General features: G+C 65.8%; 20 protein-coding genes. 12 read left to right on the forward strand and 8 right to left on the reverse strand.

The genetic code is table 11. The features are described 5' to 3' along the window. Positions 1-53: 53 nt before the first annotated feature. Positions 54-962 carry a methionyl-tRNA formyltransferase gene (gene fmt / locus SBA_RS08065; RefSeq protein WP_261936485.1) on the reverse strand — a complete coding sequence of 303 codons (909 nt, stop codon included), beginning with the start codon at positions 960-962 and terminating at the stop codon, positions 54-56. A gap of 53 nt (positions 963-1,015) precedes the next feature. On the opposite strand from fmt, the gene recR reads away from it, so the two are divergent. From recR to SBA_RS08090, 5 genes are all read left to right on the forward strand, one after another. Further along, positions 1,016-1,612 (forward strand): recombination mediator RecR, encoded by a 597-nt coding sequence (gene recR / locus SBA_RS08070; RefSeq protein ID WP_224547702.1) that lies wholly within the window; start codon positions 1,016-1,018, stop codon positions 1,610-1,612. A gap of 229 nt (positions 1,613-1,841) precedes the next feature. After that, the gene (def, locus tag SBA_RS08075) at positions 1,842-2,372 is read left to right on the forward strand and encodes a peptide deformylase (protein WP_224547701.1); all 531 of its coding nucleotides are present in this window, start codon (positions 1,842-1,844) and stop codon (positions 2,370-2,372) included. A 93-nt stretch (positions 2,373-2,465) separates the two neighbouring features. Next, positions 2,466-3,140, forward strand: a complete 675-nt coding sequence (locus SBA_RS08080; RefSeq protein ID WP_261936486.1) for a ferritin-like domain-containing protein — start codon at positions 2,466-2,468, stop codon at positions 3,138-3,140. A gap of 2 nt (positions 3,141-3,142) precedes the next feature. After that, complete coding sequence (locus SBA_RS08085; RefSeq protein WP_224547699.1) at positions 3,143-3,601, forward strand: GtrA family protein; 459 nt, start codon at positions 3,143-3,145, stop codon at positions 3,599-3,601. Positions 3,602-3,604: 3 nt separating this feature from the next. Next, positions 3,605-4,732 (forward strand): glycosyltransferase family 4 protein, encoded by a 1,128-nt coding sequence (locus SBA_RS08090; protein WP_261936487.1) that lies wholly within the window; start codon positions 3,605-3,607, stop codon positions 4,730-4,732. Positions 4,733-4,813: 81 nt separating this feature from the next. Here the strand turns inward: SBA_RS08090 and phoB are convergent, their stop codons facing one another. From phoB to SBA_RS08125, 7 genes are all read right to left on the reverse strand, one after another. After that, entirely contained in the window at positions 4,814-5,515 is a 702-nt protein-coding gene (gene phoB / locus SBA_RS08095; RefSeq protein ID WP_224547695.1) for a phosphate regulon transcriptional regulator PhoB, read from the reverse strand. Between the two features lie 3 nt (positions 5,516-5,518). After that, positions 5,519-6,214: a phosphate signaling complex protein PhoU gene (phoU, locus tag SBA_RS08100; protein WP_066600774.1), complete on the reverse strand. Its 696-nt coding sequence runs from the start codon at positions 6,212-6,214 to the stop codon at positions 5,519-5,521. A gap of 17 nt (positions 6,215-6,231) precedes the next feature. After that, positions 6,232-7,029 (reverse strand): phosphate ABC transporter ATP-binding protein PstB, encoded by a 798-nt coding sequence (gene pstB, locus SBA_RS08105; RefSeq protein ID WP_390902409.1) that lies wholly within the window; start codon positions 7,027-7,029, stop codon positions 6,232-6,234. Next, positions 7,029-8,273 carry a phosphate ABC transporter permease PstA gene (gene pstA, locus SBA_RS08110; protein WP_261936489.1) on the reverse strand — a complete coding sequence of 415 codons (1,245 nt, stop codon included), beginning with the start codon at positions 8,271-8,273 and terminating at the stop codon, positions 7,029-7,031. Before pstA ends, pstB begins: the two co-directional genes overlap by 1 nt. Next, positions 8,270-9,664 carry a phosphate ABC transporter permease subunit PstC gene (pstC, locus tag SBA_RS08115; protein WP_224547691.1) on the reverse strand — a complete coding sequence of 465 codons (1,395 nt, stop codon included), beginning with the start codon at positions 9,662-9,664 and terminating at the stop codon, positions 8,270-8,272. Before pstC ends, pstA begins: the two co-directional genes overlap by 4 nt. 7 nt (positions 9,665-9,671) lie before the next feature. Continuing rightward, entirely contained in the window at positions 9,672-10,727 is a 1,056-nt protein-coding gene (locus SBA_RS08120) for a substrate-binding domain-containing protein (RefSeq protein WP_224547690.1), read from the reverse strand. Between the two features lie 102 nt (positions 10,728-10,829). Further along, on the reverse strand, positions 10,830-12,113 hold the full coding sequence (locus SBA_RS08125; RefSeq protein WP_261936490.1) for an ATP-binding protein: 1,284 nt from the start codon (positions 12,111-12,113) through the stop codon (positions 10,830-10,832). A gap of 100 nt (positions 12,114-12,213) precedes the next feature. Between SBA_RS08125 and SBA_RS08130 the strand changes: the two genes are divergently transcribed. The 7 genes from SBA_RS08130 to SBA_RS08160 all read left to right on the forward strand — a co-directional run bounded on the left by SBA_RS08130 (position 12,214) and on the right by SBA_RS08160 (position 18,481). Continuing rightward, on the forward strand, positions 12,214-12,639 hold the full coding sequence (locus tag SBA_RS08130) for a hypothetical protein (protein ID WP_224547688.1): 426 nt from the start codon (positions 12,214-12,216) through the stop codon (positions 12,637-12,639). A gap of 95 nt (positions 12,640-12,734) precedes the next feature. Then, the gene (locus SBA_RS08135; protein ID WP_261936491.1) at positions 12,735-13,895 is read left to right on the forward strand and encodes a glycosyltransferase; all 1,161 of its coding nucleotides are present in this window, start codon (positions 12,735-12,737) and stop codon (positions 13,893-13,895) included. Positions 13,896-13,961: 66 nt separating this feature from the next. Continuing rightward, entirely contained in the window at positions 13,962-14,249 is a 288-nt protein-coding gene (locus SBA_RS08140; protein ID WP_224547686.1) for an HPr-rel-A system PqqD family peptide chaperone, read from the forward strand. Then, on the forward strand, positions 14,246-15,109 hold the full coding sequence (locus tag SBA_RS08145; protein ID WP_261936492.1) for an HprK-related kinase A: 864 nt from the start codon (positions 14,246-14,248) through the stop codon (positions 15,107-15,109). The genes SBA_RS08140 and SBA_RS08145 overlap by 4 nt, the downstream gene beginning before the upstream one ends. Continuing rightward, complete coding sequence (locus tag SBA_RS08150) at positions 15,106-16,095, forward strand: nucleotidyltransferase domain-containing protein (protein WP_261936493.1); 990 nt, start codon at positions 15,106-15,108, stop codon at positions 16,093-16,095. Before SBA_RS08145 ends, SBA_RS08150 begins: the two co-directional genes overlap by 4 nt. A gap of 140 nt (positions 16,096-16,235) precedes the next feature. After that, positions 16,236-17,315: an endonuclease/exonuclease/phosphatase family protein gene (locus SBA_RS08155; RefSeq protein ID WP_261936494.1), complete on the forward strand. Its 1,080-nt coding sequence runs from the start codon at positions 16,236-16,238 to the stop codon at positions 17,313-17,315. Then, entirely contained in the window at positions 17,315-18,481 is a 1,167-nt protein-coding gene (locus SBA_RS08160) for a TonB-dependent receptor (RefSeq protein WP_261936495.1), read from the forward strand. The genes SBA_RS08155 and SBA_RS08160 overlap by 1 nt, the downstream gene beginning before the upstream one ends. The last annotated feature ends 58 nt before the right edge of the window (positions 18,482-18,539 follow it).

Below are 18,539 nucleotides of genomic sequence, written 5' to 3' on the forward strand. Positions count from 1 at the left end.
CGAGCGAAGTCGAGAAACGTTTCCCGACACGCCCGAACCGAACGGCGTTCCCCTTATCCATCCACCCGGCTCCCCGCCGGCATATCGTATCCGCGCAACAATTCGCCGGGCGACATCGCCGCCTTGCCCGCGCGCTGGATCAGCGTCGGGCGGATCGAGTCATGGCCGCAGCCGATCAGCAGGCTGTCGTCCAGCAAATCTCCCGGCATTCCGGCATGATGCTCGACATGAGCGGCGAGAATGCGGAAGCGTTCGCCGCGATATTCGAAAAAGGCGCCGGGGAAGGGGTTGAAGGCGCGCACCTGTCGTTCGACCTGATGGGCGGCGCGGCTGAAATCGATCCGCGCCTCCGCCTTGTCGATCTTCGACGCATAGGTGACGCCCTCTTCCGGCTGGGGCATGGGGGGATGCTGCGCAATGTCGTCCAGCACCTCGACCATCAGTTCCGCGCCCGCCTGCGCCAGTTCGGCGGTCAGCAGGCCTGCGGTCTTGTCCTCGACCGGCGTCACATGTTTGGCGCGCATCGGTCCGGTGTCCAGGCCCGCTTCCATGTCCATGATCGTCACGCCAGTGACATTGTCGCCCGACAGGATCGCCCGCTGGATGGGCGCCGCGCCGCGCCAGCGCGGCAGCAGCGAGGCGTGGATGTTCATGCAGCCATGGCGCGGCGCGTCCAGCACGGCGCGCGGAAGAATAAGGCCATAGGCCGCGACCACCGCGACATCGGCGTTCAGGGCGGCGAAGGCGGCCTGCACGGCGCCGTCCTTCAGCGACGCGGGCGTGCGGACCTCTATCCCCATCTCCTCGGCGCGGGCGTGGACGGGGGAGGGGCGCAACGCCTTGCCGCGGCCGGCGGGGCGGGGCGGCTGGCTGTAGACCGCGACGATGGCATGACCCGCCTTCGCCAGCGCGTCGAGCGCCGGAACGGCGAAATCGGGGGTGCCCATATAGATGATACGCATAGCGGATGCTCAAACCCCTTGTCTCTCCCGGTTGCAACCCCTTATCTTATGATATGGCTTCACCTGAAATCGAGACGCTGACCCAGGCGCTGTCCCGCCTGCCTGGCCTTGGCCCCCGTTCGGCCCGGCGGGCCGTGCTGCACCTGCTGAAAAAGCGGGAGGGCGCGATGGAGCCGCTGCTGCGCGCGCTGGAGGCGGTGAACGAACGGCTGGTCAACTGCCACATCTGCGGCAATGTCGATACGGTCGATCCCTGCGGCATCTGCGCCGATCCGCGGCGCGACGCTCGCGCGCTGTGCGTGGTGGAGGATGTCGCGGACCTGTGGGCGCTCGACAAGTCGCGCCTCTTTCCCGGGCGCTTCCATGTGCTGGGCGGGCGGTTGTCCGCGCTGGAGGGGGTGCGACCCGAAGACCTGACCATCGATGCGCTGGTCGCACGGCTGGAGCCGGGCGGCGTGGACGAGGTGGTGCTGGCGATGAACGCGACGCTGGAGGGACAGACCACCGCCCATTATCTGGCCGAACGGCTGGAGCGCTTTCCCATCCGCCTGACCCAGCTCGCCCATGGCGTGCCGGTCGGCGGTGAGCTGGATTATCTGGACGAAGGCACGCTGGCCCAGGCGCTGCGGGCGCGGCGGCCGGTGGGCTAGGGTGAACAAGGATCTTATGTCCTACAGGTGCATTTTGCTATACTCAGGCAAGCGGGGCCACGACGTGATTTATGGTTTAATGTCCTATTCTTGATCGGATATTTCAAGATGGGCGGGAAATGTGCGAAGTTAAGTCCCATCCGGGCGCTTACCCTGCGTCGCGGTCGAAGGCGCGTCTCTATCCGCCCGCTGGCTTGAAATATCGCGCCGTTCCATCTATGTTCGACATATGGCAATCCTACCGATCCTTGAGGCGCCCGACCCGCGCCTGCGCACGATTTCGACCCCCGTCGATGCGATCGACGACGATCTGCAACGGCTGATCGACGACATGTTCGAAACGATGTACGACGCGCCGGGCATCGGTCTGGCCGCGATCCAGGTCGGCGTCCCCAAGCGGGTGCTGGTGATCGATCTGCAGGAACCCGAATCCGACGAAGAAGACGCCAAGCCGGTCAAGAAGCCGATGGTCTTCATCAACCCGGAGATTCTCAAGGGTTCGGAAGAATTGTCCGTTTATCAGGAGGGCTGCCTGTCGGTCCCCGATCAATATGCCGAGGTGGAGCGCCCCGCGGTGATCCGCGCCAGTTGGATGGACCGCGACGGTCGCATTCATGAGGAGCAGCTCGAAGGCCTGCTGGCCACCTGCCTGCAGCATGAGCTGGACCATCTGGAAGGGGTGCTGTTCATCGATCATCTGTCGCGCCTGAAACGAGACATGCTGCTCAAGAAACTGAACAAGGCCCGCCGCGCAGCCTGAGGCATTTTGCATCGCGATGTAGAACCGAATATCGCAGCGCATATTATTGTTGTAGCCAGGGGCGTCCTGACTCGGTCAGGGCCGGAGAAATCTATGCGCGCTTGGTTCGAACGACGTTATCTCGATGTGCTGGGCAGCATCTATATCTACAACGAGCATCGCGGCTATACCGCGATCGACCGGGTGATCGAATCGGTCGTGAAACGCTCTCCCGACGATGCCGTCCTCATCGCGCGGCTCCAGGCGCATCGGGCGGATGAGCGGAAACATTATCTCATGTTCCGCCGCTGGTTCGAACGGCGCGGCATCATGCCCTTTGCCGTGGGATCGACATTTGGCCACATCGACCGCTTCGTCGAAATCATGTTCGGCACGTCTATCGCCCGGCTCAAGACACAGGATGTCGTCGAAAGCGACAGGCTGTTCGCGCGCCTGTGCCGGGTCATCGCGCTGACCGAACGGCGGGGATATGTGCAGGTGGAAACCCTGCTGACCAACCGGATCATCCTGTCGGACCCGATTCTGACGCGAATCTTCAGCATCATTCGCAAGGACGAACCCAGCCATTGGGCGCCCTATGAGGATTGGCTCGATGCCCATGCGCAACGCAATCCGACATGGTGGGAACATATTGTAGATGGCGTCGTACATGCCGAACTTCTCTTCCTGAAGCTGCCCTTTCTGTTTCTCAACCCCTGGGCCAGGGCCCGCGACGATTGGCCCGACGAGGCGGATGAAGGCCTGGATGGGGCATCGGCCGCAGGATGAGTTTGGACGCCGAAGCGGATGGTAACAGCCTGTTGCCGGTACAATCGTTCAGTGCGGGCATCATGAGTCGGGTATTTTCCCTGCGCGCCGGGGCGATGTTGTTTCGCAACACGGTTGTCAGTTGTTCGGTTTTCGTGATCGGCCTGGGTATATTGTGGGGTCTGGTGAACCTCGGCGTCGGCAAGGTTATGGCTGCGGGCATTGGTTTCATCATCGCCAACAGCCTGCATTATATCCTCGGGCGGAGCTGGATTTTCCGCGGAACGGACAGAGGCGTCGGCGCCGGCTATGTGCTGTTCCTGGCGAATTCCGCTGTCGGCCTCCTCATCACCATGGGCCTCTATGCGCTGTTCCTGCATCTGACGTCGGTGAATTATCTTGTGACCCGCGCCGTCGTTTCGCTGTTCGCGGGCCTGGTCGTGTTTCTGCTGAATGCGCTCCTGAACTTCAGGCAGGTCTGATCGATGCGGATCGCGCTGTTTTCCGGTAATTACAATTATCTGCGCGAAGGCGCGAACCAGGCGCTGAATATGCTCGTGCGCTATCTGGAAACGGCGTGCGGCTTCACGGTGCGGGTCTATTCCCCGGTCACGGACACGCCGGCATTCGCGCCGGCGGGGACGTTGGTGCCGGTTCCGTCGATCGCTCTGCCGGTGCGCAGCGAGTTCCGCCTGGCGCTTGGCCTTCCGCGCAATATCCGAAACGACATCCGCGATTTTGCGCCCGACCTGGTGCATGTGTCTACGCCGGATATATTGGGAACGCGTGCGCAGACCTTCGCCAAGCGGCTCGGTGTCCCGATCGTTGCGAGTATGCACACGCGGTTCGAAACCTATCTGCGTTATTATGGGATCGACTGGGCGCGACCCGCACTCGATGCACATCTGCGGCGCTTCTATCGACGCAGCGATCATGTGCTCGCACCGACCGGCGCGCTGGTCGAGGAATTGCGCCTGTTGCGTGGCGACGATCGGGCGAGCGTCTGGAGCAGGGGGATAGACGCCGCGCTCTTCCATCCCGGCCGACGGGACATGCACTGGCGCCGCATACAGGGGCTGGACGATGGCGACATCGCCATATTGTTCTTCGGACGCGTAGTGCTCGAAAAGGGCGTGGACCGGTTCATCCAGGTGGTGCGGCAACTCCAGGCGCAATCGCCGCGCGTCCGGGCGCTCGTCGTCGGGCATGGCCCCGCGGTCGACCTGTTCAAAACGCTGCCCCGAACGATATGCGCAGGACATCTGGCGGGGGATGATCTGGCTCGGGCGGTTGCGAGCGCGGATGTGTTGCTCAGTCCCAGCACCACCGAAACATTCGGCAATGTCATCGTCGAAGCCATGGCCTGCGGCTTGCCTGTCGTGAGCGCCGACGCCCAAAATGCCCGCAGCATCCTGACCGACGGTCAGGACGGGTTTCTTTGCCGGCCGACGGGTTGCGGACATTATGCATCGGTCCTGGCCAAGCTTATCGAAAGTCCGGATTTGCGACATGCGATGGGCTTGGCGGCGCACCGCACCAGCCGGCTCTATTCCTGGGACAGGGCGTCGGAAAGCGTCGCGAATGTCTACCGTGCTCTGACCGTCGGCGTTTGAACGGATCGGCCCGCAATCGCAAAAGCCTCCCCATATCTTTGGAGAGGCTTCGCTTGAACCACAATTGCCGGGTTGCGCGCCTCAGCCCACGCCCTCGGTGTCGAGCGCATAGCCCGCCGACCGCACCGTGCGGATGATGTCCTGATATTGGCCATCGCCGTTGATCGCCTTGCGCAGGCGGCGGATATGGACGTCCACCGTGCGCAGTTCGATATCGCTGTCCTGACCCCATACGCTGTCCAGCAGCCGCTCGCGCGAGAAGACCCAGCCGGGATGCTCCAGGAAATGCTTGAGCAGGCGGAACTCGGTGGGGCCGAGCGGGATCACTTGCCCGCTGCGGCGGACCTTGTGGCCGACCGTGTCCATCTCCACGTCGGAGAAGGTGAGCGTCTCGCCGGCCAGCGCCGGACGCACGCGGCGCAGCACCGCGCCGACGCGCGCTACCAGCTCGCGGGGGCTGAACGGCTTGGTCACATAATCGTCTGCGCCGGTTTCCAGCCCGCGGACCCGATCCTCTTCCTCACCGCGCGCGGTCAGCATGATGATGGGGATATTGGCGGTGCCGTTCATGCGGCGCAGCCGGCGGCACACCTCGATCCCCGACAGGCTTTCGACCATCCAGTCGAGCAGCACGATGTCAGGCACATTTTCCTGCGCCATCAGCAACGCTTCCTCGCCGTCGACCGTATGGGCGACCTCGAAATCCTCGCGCTTGAAATGCCAGATCAGCAGTTCGGCCAGTGCTGCGTCATCCTCGACCAGCAGCATTTTCGCTCTTGCCATGGTCTAGTCCTCCGGCTGCATGTCGGCGCCGCGCTCGCGCTCTGGCAAGGTCTGGCCGGTGGCGGCATAATAGACCATTTCCGCGACGTTGGTCGCATGGTCGCCGATCCGCTCGATATTCTTGGCGATGAACAGCAGATGCGCGCACTCGCTGATCGTCTTGGGGTTTTCGACCATGAAGGTGACGAGCGTGCGGAACACGCTGTTGTAGAAATCGTCCACCACCGTGTCGCGCTCGACCACCGCCAGCGCCAGGTCGGCGTCGCGCGCGGCGAAGGCGTTCAGCGCATCATGCACCATCTCGCCCGCGACCTGCCCCATGGAGGGCAGCAGGGAAATGGGTTCGAGGATGCGGGTGTTGGTCGCGATCAGCGGCACGCGCTTGGCGATATTCTTGGCATAGTCGCCGATGCGTTCCACCACGCTCACGATTTTGAGCGCGGCGATCACGTCGCGCAGGTCGTTCGCCATCGGCGCGCGGAGCGCAATCACCTGGATCACCAGCTTCTCGACCTCCGCCTCGATCGCGTCGATGCGCTTGTCGCCCTCGACGACATCGGCGGCCAACACTTTGTCCTGCCGCTGCAACGCCAGCATCGCATTTTCGATCGCCGCTTCCGCTCTGCCGCCCATTTCGGCGATCAGTCCGCGCAGCCGGTCGATTTCCTCGTCAAATGCCTTGATCGTATGTTCTGCCATGATCTCTCTCCCCCGGATCAGCCGTAGCGACCGGTGATATAATCCTTGGTCCGCTCCTGGCGGGGATTGGTGAAGATATCGGACGTCACGCCATATTCGACCAGGTCGCCCAGGTGGAAGAAGGCGGTCCGCTGCGACACGCGCGCGGCCTGCTGCATGTTATGCGTCACGATGACGATCGCATAGCGGCCGCGCAGTTCGTGGATCAGCTCCTCGATCTTGGCGGTCGCGATCGGATCGAGCGCCGAGCAAGGTTCGTCCATCAGGATGACTTCCGGTTCGACCGCGATCGCCCGGCCGATGCACAGCCGCTGCTGCTGTCCGCCCGACAGCGCCGTGCCGCTGTCATGCAACCGGTCCTTCACCTCGTCCCACAGGCCAGCGCGGCGCAGCGATTTTTCGACGATCACGTCCATGTCCGCCTTGCCCGCGGCCAGGCCGTGGATGCGCGGCCCATAGGCGATATTTTCGTAGATCGATTTGGGGAAGGGATTGGGCTTCTGGAACACCATGCCCACCCGCGCGCGCAACTGCACCACGTCCATCGAGGGGGCGTAAATATTCTCCCCGTCCAGCGTGATCTCGCCCTCGACCCGCGCCGACGCGACGGTGTCGTTCATGCGATTGAGCGTCCGCAGGAAGGTCGACTTGCCGCAGCCCGACGGGCCGATGAAGGCGGTGACATGGTCCATGCCGACGTCGATCGACACGCCCTTGATGGCCTGCTTCTCGCCATAGAAAACCTTGACGTCGCGGGCCGACATCTTGGGATTGTCGATGGTCAGGTTGATTTGGTCTTCTGTCATGGGTGTCATTACCACCGTGTTTCAAACTTGTTGCGCAGGTAGATGGCGAGGCCGTTCATCGCGAGCAGGAACGCCAGCAGAACGATGATCGCGGCGGATGTCTTTTCGACGAAGCCCTTGGAAACTTCATCGGACCACAGGAATATCTGCACCGGCAGGACGGTCGCCGGATCGGTGATCCCGCCCGGCGGGGTGGCGATGAAGGCGCGCATGCCGATCATCAGCAGCGGCGCGGTTTCGCCCAGCGCGCGGGCCATGCCGATGATCGTGCCGGTCAGGATGCCGGGCAGGGCCAGCGGCAGCACATGCTGGAACACCACCTGTACCGGGCTTGCGCCGATGCCGAGCGCGGCGTCGCGGATGCTGGGCGGGACGGACTTGATCGCGTTGCGGCCGGCGATGACGATGACCGGCATCGTCATCAGCGCCAGTGTCATGCCGCCCACCAGCGCCGCGGATCGCGGCAGATGCGCGAGGTTCAGGAAGATCGACAGGCCCAGCAGGCCGAATATGATGGAAGGCACCGCCGCCAGATTGTTGATCGACACTTCGATGATGTCGGTCCACCAGCTCTTGCGGGCATATTCCTCCAGATAGAGCGCCGTGGCGACGCCGATCGGGAAGCTGAGGATCAGCGTCACCAGCATCGTCAGCAACGATCCCTTGAACGCCCCCCAGATGCCGACCTGGGTCGGATCGGTGCCGTCGCTGGCGGTCAGGAAGCTCAGGTTGAAGCCGGTCGACAACAGGCCCTGCTGTTTCAGCCGCGTGACCGCGGCCTCCATTTCCGGCGATCCCTTGCTCTTGGCGGCCAGGTCAAGCGCGGTCGAGGCCGGCACGCTGATCGTCTCGCTCCGGCTCAATATCTTGGGGTCCGCCTTGATCGCGTCCCGGATGCTGATCCAGGCGGTCGGCGATAGCAGCGCGTCGGCATCTGCGCCCAACAGCTTCTTCGCGACCGAGTCGGTCACCATCGGCAGATTGGCCTGGCTCAGCGATTCGTCGGTGATGGCGGCGGGATCGAGCAGCAGCGGGGAGGCCGGGAAATCGATCTTGAGCGCAATCTCGGTCCGGGTGAAGCCACGCAGGCCGTTGCCCATCATGGTGACGAGCAGGAAAGCCAGGAAGGACGCGGACAGCAGCACGGCGAAAAGGCCGGCGAATTTGAAGCGGCGCTCGGCGGCATAGCGCCCCGCAATCCGCTTGCGCATGGCCTCCGACTTCCAGTCGGTCGGGTTGCGAGCAGCAGTCATTCGTAAGCCTCGCGATATTTCTTCACGACCCGCAGGGCCACGATGTTGAGCAGCAGGGTGACGATGAACAGCACCAGGCCCAGCGCGAAGGCGGCGAGCGTCTTGGCGCTGTCGAATTCCTGGTCGCCGGTCAGCAACTGGACGATCTGTGTCGTCACTGTGGTCACGCTGGCGAAGGGATTGACGGTCAGGTTCGCGGCGAGGCCCGCGGCCATGACCACGATCATCGTTTCACCGATGGCGCGGCTGACGGCCAGCAGCACGCCGCCGACGACGCCGGGTAGCGCGGCGGGGATCAGCACCTTGCGAATCGTCTCGCTGGTGGTCGCGCCCATCGCCAGGCTGCCGTCGCGCATCGATTGCGGCACGGCGGCAATGCTGTCGTCGGCCATGGAGGACACGAAGGGGATGATCATGACCCCCATGACAAGGCCGGCGGCCAGCGCGCTTTCGGAGGATGCGCCATGGATGCCGATCGCGACCGCGAAGTCGCGGAGCGCCGGGGCGATGGTGAGCGCGGCGAAATAGCCATAGACCACCGTCGGCACGCCTGCGAGCATCTCCAGCGTCGGCTTCATCCATTTGCGGACGGTCGGGCTGGCATATTGGGTCAGGTAGATGGCGCTCATCAGGCCCAGCGGGATGGCGACGATCATGGCGATGATCGCGCCGATGAAGATGGTGCCCCAGAACAGCGGCACCGCGCCGAACGCATCGTCATTGCCGTAGCCCATGGCGGCCGACTGCGGCGACCATTTGGTGCCGAACAGGAAATCGATGGGATTGACCATCGAGAAGAAGCGGAAGCTTTCCCACAGCAGCGACGCCACGATACCGACCGTCGTGACGATCGCGATCAGGGATGCGATCAGCAGCGACGCCATGACCAGCCGCTCGACCCGCGTGCGCGCCCGGAAATCGGGGCGCACGCGGGTGAAGGCATAGGCCCCCCCGGCGAAGGCCAGCACCAGCGCCAATACCGCGCCGGCCACGCCATATTTGTTGAGCGCGTGTGCGTAGGGTTCGACCAGTCCCTGGGACAGCGGATTGAACGCCCCCGCCTGATCGCCGTTGGCGATCGCCCGCGCTTCGCCGAGGATGGCGGAGCGGGAGAAGCCGTCGAGCGGCAGGCTCTGCGCCGCCGGGTCGGCCAGCACGCTTTGCGTGACCAGGCCCGGCGCGACATTGGCCCAGACCGCCAGGAAGATGGCGGCCGGGATCAGCGTCCACAGCGCGACATACCAGCCATGATAGCCGGGTAGCGAGTGGACGGCGTCGCGCCGCCCCGTCGCCCGCGCCGCGGTCTGGAGCCGCAGCGCGCGGGCGCGGGCGCTGACCCAGGCGATCGCGCCCAGGCCCGCCAGCAGCAGGAGGATTGCAGGACCGGTCATGTCGCCCTTACTTCAGCTGCGAACCGTCGAGGACGGTCAGCGCCTTGACGGTTTCGGCGCTCTTCTTGCGCACGTCTTCGGGCGCCGCGACCATGCCGCGCTTGGTCAGCGCACCGTCGGGGTTCCAGTTGGCGGCGAAGGTGTTCAGGAAGCCCTGAAGGCCGGGGATGGCCGTCATGTGCGCCTTCTTCACATAGATGTAGAGCGGACGCGCGCCGGGATACTGGCCGGTCGACACGGTTTCATAGGTCGCTTCGACGCCGTTGATCGGCACGTCCTTGAGCGTGTCCTTATTTTCCTCAAGGAAGCTGTAGCCGAACACGCCGACCGCATTGGGATTGGCGCCCAGCTTCTGCACGATCAGATTGTCGTTCTCGCCCGAATCGACATATTTGCCGTCTTCGCGAATGCGGGTGCAGGTCGCCTTATATTCGTCTTCGTTCTTTTCCTTGAGCGCCTTCATCGCCTCGTCGCTCTGGCAGCCTTTCTCCAGGATCAGTTCGGCCAGCGAATCGCGCGTACCGCTGGTGGACGGCGGGCCGAAGACGGAAATGGCGATCGCGGGCAGGCTGGGGTCCACATCTTTCCAGGTCTGGGCCTTGTTCGGACCCTTGCCGTACGGATTGGCGGCGAGCGCTTCATAGACGATCTTGGGGGTGAGCTTGAGGCCCGGACCCTTGTTCGATTCGGCGAAGGCGAGGCCGTCGACGCCGACCTGGATCTCGACGATGTCCTTCACGCCATTGGCGGCGCACTGTTCGAACTCCGCCTTCTTCATGCGGCGCGATGCGTCGGCGATGTCGGGATGCTGGGCGCCCACGCCCGCGCAGAACAGCTTCATGCCGCCGCCGGTGCCGGTCGATTCGATGATCGGCGACTTCATGCCGGCATTGCCCTGTACGAACAGTTCGGCGACCGCCGTGGCGAACGGATAGACGGTGGAAGACCCGACCGCACGGATCTGGTCGCGCGTCTGGCCTGCGCCGCCGCCGGACTGGTCGCCGCAGGCGGCAAGGCTGAGAACGCTCACGGTCGTCGCGGCGAGCAAGGCGAATGTCTTCACGGGAACCTCCAAACAATAGAGCCGCGATTCGCTTGTCGCCGCCCCCTCGGGAAGCGCCCTAGTCGCGGACCATCGCGCCTTTGTGACAGTCAGGTTTCATTTTCATGACATCGTTCCGGAAAGCGCCGACGGGCGCCTTTTCTCGTCGCTTTTATTTGGCGCCTCTTCCATCGGCGGGGGCAGCAGCACGGTGATGGTGGTGCCTTTGCCCAATGTGCTGGCGATGTCGAAGCGCCCGCGATGCCGCTCGACGATATGCTTGACGATGGCGAGGCCCAGGCCCGTGCCGCCCATCGCCCGGCTGCGCCCCGAATCGACGCGGTAGAATCGCTCGGTCAGGCGGGGCAGGTGATCGGGGCCGATCCCTTCCCCTTCATCGGCGACCGTCAGCCGTGTCATGCTGCTCGGCCCTTCGTTCAGCGTGACGCGAACCGGCGTGCCGGGGCGGCCATATTTGATCGAATTGCCGATTAGATTGTGGAGCAACTGCGAGAGCTGCGCCCGGTCGCCCTGAACGCTGGGCAATTGCGGTGCGATCTCCATTTCCACTTCGCGACCGCGGTCGCCATGGCTGGAGCGGAAGACGCCGACCACCTCGGCGGCCAGTTCCGACAGATCGACCAGCGTGTCGGGTGCGCGATATTTCTCCGCCTCGATCCGGCTCAAGGAGATGAGATCGTCGATCAACCGCTGCATCCGACGCGCTTCGCCGTCCATGATTTTCAGGAAGCGCTGGCGGGTTTCGGTATCCTTGCCCAGTTCGGGATCGGCCAGCGTCTCGATGAAGCCCAATATGCCGGCCAGCGGCGTGCGCAATTCATGGCTGGCATTGGCGACGAAATCGACGCGCATCCGCTCGGCGGCATGAGTGCCGCTATGATCGACCAGATGGACCAGCCGCCGCATGTCGGCGACCTGCCCCACCGGCGCGATCCGCATCTGCCAGCGCTGGTCGCGGCTGCCCAGGCCGACCAGTTCGACCATCACAGGTTCGGCGAGCGGGGCGGTGCTCGCCAGCCGTTCGGCGGCGGCGGGGTGGCGGATTGCAATGCGCGCATCCTCGCCCTCGATATGCGTGCCCAGCAGGCGTTGCGCGGCCCGGTTGGCGCGGACGATGCGGCTGCGCTCGACCAGCATCAGCGGATCGGAAATCCCTTCCAGCAGGCTGGCGAAATCGGGATGGCCTAACAGGTCGGGCGCATCCAGCGGAGCGGGCGCAGGCTGCCGCGTCGATACGCCCTCGGCGCAGATCAGCAGGACGAGCAGGCCGCCCAATATCGGCAGGGCGATGGCGATGGGCGATGCACCCAGCAATAAAGCGCCCCCGGTGCCAAGCAACAGCATGGCGAGGGAGGCGGTAATCTGCGAAATTGTCAGTCGATTCATGGTTACCGCGCTGGATTTGTCGCGCAATTGCTGCGATGGCTTATCCCAATAGCGTGCAATCTTTACGCTTTGGCAAGCGTGACGAGCGGATCAGGACGATATGAGCGACCCGAAGCCCGGACAGGATAGCCCCGAAACCGGCGATGACGCGCCTTCGCTGGCCGTCCCGTCGCGTCGGCAGTTGTTGATGGGCGGCGCGGCGGCGGCATCGGCGATCGTGTCGATCCGCCCTGCGCTGGCCAACACCGCCGCGTCGGTGCTCAACTGCACCATCCCGGTGCCGGACCAAGGCCGGGCGGGCAATTTCATCGCCCCCAACGGCCAACTGGTCCCGGCCGGCACGCCAGGCGCCTATCCCGGCACCGGTCGCAGCTTCACCGGTGAGCAGGTCAAGCAGGCGTTGCGCGGCCGGCCGCTGCCCGGCACCGGCTATGAACAGAACCAGGCCTATCTCAACTATATCCGCCGCTTGCAGCGCGGGACGAGCGGTTTCACCTGCTACGCCTCACTGCAGATGCCGCGCTGAACCGATCGTCGCAACCGTAACGATTTGAACGGATACGGGTTATCCGCGTTGACGGCGTCGAACCTGATATGGTTCGACGTTCGGCGAGGCGTTTCATGTTTCACACCCGCCGCCCCACAGGGCGTGCATTTTCAGTGGCGGTCTATCTCTACCAGCCCGGCGACGGTGGCCTTGATCGCGTCGCCATATTGCTCGCCAATCATCTGCTGCAGCGCGGCGTCCCGGTGGAATTATGGATGGCGCGAACCGATGGTCCGGCGGCCCATCTGATCGACTCCGCGCTGACCGTGCGCCGCGTTCCCGCGCCCGGTGGCATCCGCCGCCTCTCGATGATCGCGCAATTCCCGGCGCTGGCCGGGATGGTGCGGCGTTATCGGCCCGACATTCTTTATTCGGCCGGCAACCAGAGCAATATGCTGGTCGCGCTGGCGGCGCTGGGGACCGACACGAAGGCAGTCGGCCGCATCTCCAACCCCATCGTGCGACCCGGCCAGCGCGGTCCCGGTGCCTGGGCCCGGCTGATGCGTTTCCGCGGTATCGCGCGCCTGAGCGACCTCACCATCGTCATGGGCGAGCATGACCGCACCCTGCTGGCGCAAAGCGGCGACGTTCGCCTGCTGCCCCGCCCGACGGTGACGCGCGCGATGGAACAGGCCCGCGCTGCCCGGACGCCGCGCGGGTCCGGCGATCCCTGGCGATTGCTGATGGTCGGGCGACTGACTCGGCAAAAGGATCAGGCGACGGCGCTCGCCGCGCTGGCGCGCCTGCGCCATATCGACTGGCGACTGACCATCGTCGGCCAGGGGCCGCTTCGTGCGAGTCTGGAGCAGCAATGCGCGGCGCTGGGCATTGCCGATCGCGTCGATTTCGCGGGCTATATCGGTGATCCCGGCGTCCTTGCAGTGTTGATGGCCCGCACTGACCTGCTGCTCCAGCCGTCGCGCTGGGAGGGGCTGTGCGCCACGCTGATCGAGGCGCTGGCCTGCGGCGCGGGCGTGGTGGCGACCGACAGCACGCCCAATATCCGCTCGCTTCTGGTGGAGGCCGGCCAGCATCCGGCGGTGCGCGTAGGCGATGCGGCCGCTTTTGCACAGGCCATCGAACGCGCTTTGGCGCATTCGGCGTCGCCCGCGCTGCTGGCGGCGGCGACGCGCGACCATGGCGTCCAGCGCGCGCTCGACCGCTATCTGCGCGCGTTCGAGGGTCTGGCCGGGGCGCCTGCGCCGCAATCCGTCCGGTCGCCAGCGATGTCCTGATGCGTTAGGCACTTGGCTACGTCTTTCGCGCTACAGCGACATGGACAGTAGTATGGGATGCCGAATTTGGACGGAGCGACAGCCTATCGCCGGGACGAGGCGGACGCGGTGGCGACCTGCGTCCTCGACGATCTCGTCCTGCTCTACCATCATCGGTCGGGCCAGACCCATATGGTCATCAGCCCGGTGCCGGAGATATTGGCGCGCATGGCCGACGGCGCGCCGGTGAGCGCGCAGGCGATGCACGACCGGCTGGCGCGCGACTATGATCTGGGTCCGGTAGCCGACGCCGTGGCGGAGATCGGTGCGCATCTCGACGCGCTGGTCGCGCTCGGCCTGGTACGCCCGGCATGAGGCACGCCATCACCCTGCGCATCGGCCCGGCGACCTTCCGCATCGGCTCCGCCTGGCCGCAGCCGATAGCGGATCTGGCCCGGCTCTATACCGCCTATCCCGACGTCCGCGGCGCGATCGCCGACTTCACCGTCCGGCTCCAGCCCACCAGCCTGGCGCGGCGCTGGGTGCGGCCGTCCATCTTCATCACCGGCGACCATGGCCTGGCCGACGCTGCGCCGATGAGCTTGGCCCACGGGCTGCTGGCGGCCGAAATGGGCATGAACCTGCAAATGGCGCTGGGCTGGCGTCGGCACCTGCTTCTCCATGCGTCTAGCGTGGAGAAGGACGGGCGCGTGCTGGTGATGACCGGCGAATCGGGGTCGGGCAAATCGACCCTGGCGGCCTTGCTCGGCGAGCGCGGCTGGCGTTTCATGGGCGACGAGTTCGCGCTGCTCGACATGGATAGCGGCGCGATCCTGCCTTTCCCGCGACTCGTCAGTCTCAAGAACCGGGCGATAGACGTGGTGACGCAGGCGGTCGGCGAAGCGCGCATGGGGCCGCTGCTGGCCGCAACGGCGAAGGGCGACATCCGCCACATGGTGCCGCGCACCGATGCCGTGGCGCGCATGGGCGAGGGGGGAATGCCCGCTTTGCTGCTGTTCCCCCGTTTCGGCCATGACGCGGCGGTGCGGCTGGTGGGGCAGGGCGAAATCTTCATGCGACTGACCCAGGCATCGACCAATTATGTCGCGCTGGGCGAGCCGGCCTTCACCGCGCTCACCCGCTTCGTCGCCAATGTCCCGGCGCGGGCGATCGATTTCCCCTCCGGCGACGATGCCATCGCCATGGTCGATCAGCTGTGGGAGCAACTGGCATGAGCGCGGCACTGCTGGTGCGCACGCTGCGCGATCCGGCGTCGGCCGGGGCGCTCGACGCGGATGGCTGGAACCGCCTGCTCGCCGCAGCGCGGGCGGAGCGGCTGATCGGGACACTCGCTTATCGACTGGAGAGCATCGCCCTGCCGGACGCGGTATGGCCGATCCTGGACGACGCCCGGCGCGACAGCGGGCGGGAGGCGCAGCAGGCGCTGTGGGAGGCGGACCGGGCGGCGCAGGCGCTGCGTGGCCTGGACGTCAAGCTCATATTGCTCAAGGGCGCGGCCTATGTGGCGGCGGGCCTGCGCGCCGGGCAGGGGCGGTTCATCGGCGATCTCGACATATTGGTGCCGCGCGACGCGATGCCTGCGGTCGAGCGCGCGCTGATCGCGGCGGGTTGGGAATGGGTCAAGGAAGACCCCTATGACGACGCCTATTATCGCCAGTGGATGCACGAACTGCCGCCGATGATCCATGTCGAGCGCGACCGGATGATCGACGTGCACCACACCATATTGCCGCTGACTGCGCGCCAGGCACCCGATGCGGGGGCGATGATCGCCGACGCCGTTCACATAACCGATGGATTATATATTCTCTCGGTCGAGGACCGCATCGTCCATTCGGTGGCCCATATGCTGGCCGATGGGGACATGCAGGGCGGCCTGCGCAACCTGTGGGACATATATTGCCTTCTGCCCGATGCCGATCGTGCAACGCTGGAGGCGCGCGCGACGCGCCACGGTCTTGCCCTCCATGTCCGGCAGGCGCGGCGACTGGCGGGGGCGATCTATGGGGCGGGCGCGCGCCTCACCCTGTGGGACCGGCTGGTGCGCGCGCGCTTGCTGGCGCGCGACGGCTGGGGCCGCGAAAGCCGCAAGCTGCTGGTCTTCGCCTTCTTCGTGCGATCGCACTGGCTGCGGATGCCGCCGCTGATGCTGGCGCGGCACCTGTTCACCAAATGGCGCAAGGGGCACCGCCCCCAATAGGGGCGCAATAGACCTTCGCAATAATGACAGAAGCGGGTCAAGGTGATGACGAACGCTGACTTGCAACTTTAACCGTACCGCCATGGTGCGGACATGGCCATGACCCACGGCCCGGCTAGAGCGCGGCGGGGGTCTTCATCATGTCAAAGCCAGCGCGCGCCTTGTTCTTTGCGAGCCTGACGGCATTACTTGCCGCCAGTTCGTCCAGCGTCAGTTCGTCGGCCGCGCCCGATGCTGCATCCGCCCGACCGCAGGGCGCAACACTGCCTCTTTCGATCATGACCTATAATGTGATGGGCCTGCCCTGGCCGGTCGCCTTCGGTCGGGACGAGGCGCTGGGCCGCATCGCCGACCGGCTGGCCGTGCTGCGCGGGGAGGCGCGGCAGCCGCATGTCGTCCTGTTGCAGGAAGCCTTCATCGCCGATCCGGCGCAGTTCGCCCGTCGCGCCGGCTATGCCCATGTCGCGGCCGGGCCGGACGCCAACGTCCGCACGCCGGTCGCCCGCACTGCCGCCGACACTGATTTTCTGCGCGGTGCGCGCTGGGACAGGGGCGAAACCCTGTCGAAACAACTGGGCAGCGGTCTGCTGATCCTGTCCGACTATCCGATCATCGGGATCGACCGGCTGGCCTATCCGGCCTTCGCCTGCGCGGGCTTCGACTGCCTCGCCAACAAGGGTGCCTTGATCGCCCATCTGCGCGTGCCGGGCGTCGCCGCGCCGGTCGCGGTGGTCAACACCCATCTCAACGCGCGCAAGGCGGCGGGCGTGCCGGTCGCCCGGTCGCTGGTCGCGTTCGACCGGCAGGCGCAATTATTGAGCGGCTTCGTGGCCGCCCATGTGCCGCGGGACCGGATGATGATCCTGGGCGGCGATCTCAATATCGGGCGCGATCCCCGGCGGGTCGAGGCTTTCTTCGGCCGCTGGCGCAGCGCCGGTCTGGGCTTCGTCGCGGCCGCGTTGGGCGGCGGGCGACGGGCGCTGGCCGGTGCGTCGGTCGTTGATCCCGCCCAGCGGCGCGACCTGTCCGAAGCGGTGGCGCGGGGCAAGGACTGGTTGTTCGCCCGCGATGGCGACGGCGCGCCGATGCGGGTCGCCCGCGCGCATGTCCCCTTCGGCGGGGAAGCGCAGGCGCGGCTGTCCGATCATGTCGGCTATGCGATCAGCTATGCGCCGGCCGCCGGGCAGGCCGTGCGCTTCGCCTACGCAGGAGGCCGCTGATGCGGACCCGTACGCCGTCGCTGGCGCTGCTGCTGGCCTCTCTTGCGACTCCGGCGGCGGCCGAACCTTTCTGGCCCGACCATGCCCGTTTCGCGCTCAAGCCCCGCCTCATCCTGCGGGTCCAGCCCGCGCCGCCTGCGCCGCCGCAGCGGCAGGCCCGCATCTACGCCATCGAACTGGCCCCATCACCTGCCGATCCGGCCGACCTGCGGCTGGCCCTGCAACGGCGGCGCCAGCGTTTTGGCGGACTGCCCCTGGTGCGCGCCGCCCAGTCGCCCGGCGCGGATATGCAGCCGCGCAGCAGCGTGATGCTGGCGGATGCGCGGGTCGACCTGCCGTCGGAGATGCTGCCATGGGGCGATCGTCTGTCCGCGACCCTGGGGTGGCAAGCGGTGAAGATCAGCAACCGGGCGGTCAATGCGACGTCGCCCTACACCCGCGACGATCTGCGCGCGCGCGACGGCTTCCTGCCCTCGGCCCGACTGGCGCTGGCGGCGACGTCGAGACTGGATCTGCGCGCCGACTATCGCGAAACCATCCGCGCCTATGCCGACAGCGGCACGATCGGCGCGCTGGGACTGGACCAGCCCGGCTTTCGGGCGTTGCGAGCGGCATTGCGGCCCGAACGCGACAGCCTCAGTCGGATCGGGCTGCGCTGGGCGGCAGTCCCCGCGCTGCGCCTCGCGATCGACGCTTATGATGGGCAGGTGCGCAACCGGCTGTCCTTCATCGACCATGGCTATCTGCCGCGGACCATGGGGTCGGCGCAGGCGCATGGCGTGGCGATCGAGGCCGTGCACAGCCTGTCCCCGACGCTGCAATGGCGCCTGCGCTACGACCGGGCGCGGATGGATGTGGAGCATGGCGAGCGCCGCACCGAAACGCGCCTGGCGGTGCGGGGCGAATGGCGGCGCGGGCCGTGGCGCGGCGCGCTGTCTGCGGCTCGGACCAGCGCGCCCTTCTGGGCGGAGCCGGGCCATCGACTGCGGATCGAGGGCGGCATTGACTATATGCCGGACGATCTGTTCGGCGTGCGGCTGGGCCTGCATCTGGCCGATCCCGACCGGCTGGCGGTCACGCGCCTCGCCGACCAGCCGCAATCCGGGCCGGTGCGGGCCGCCGATCAGGCGCGCGCACTGATGTTCACTGCGGCGCTGCGTTTGTAGCGCCGCCATTTTTCTGTAGCATTCCCCGCCTATCCGCACGCATTTCCGGTGGAGATGA

The organism is Sphingomonas bisphenolicum, assembly GCF_024349785.1.
In the GTDB taxonomy this organism is placed as follows: Bacteria; Pseudomonadota; Alphaproteobacteria; order Sphingomonadales; family Sphingomonadaceae; genus Sphingobium; species Sphingobium bisphenolicum.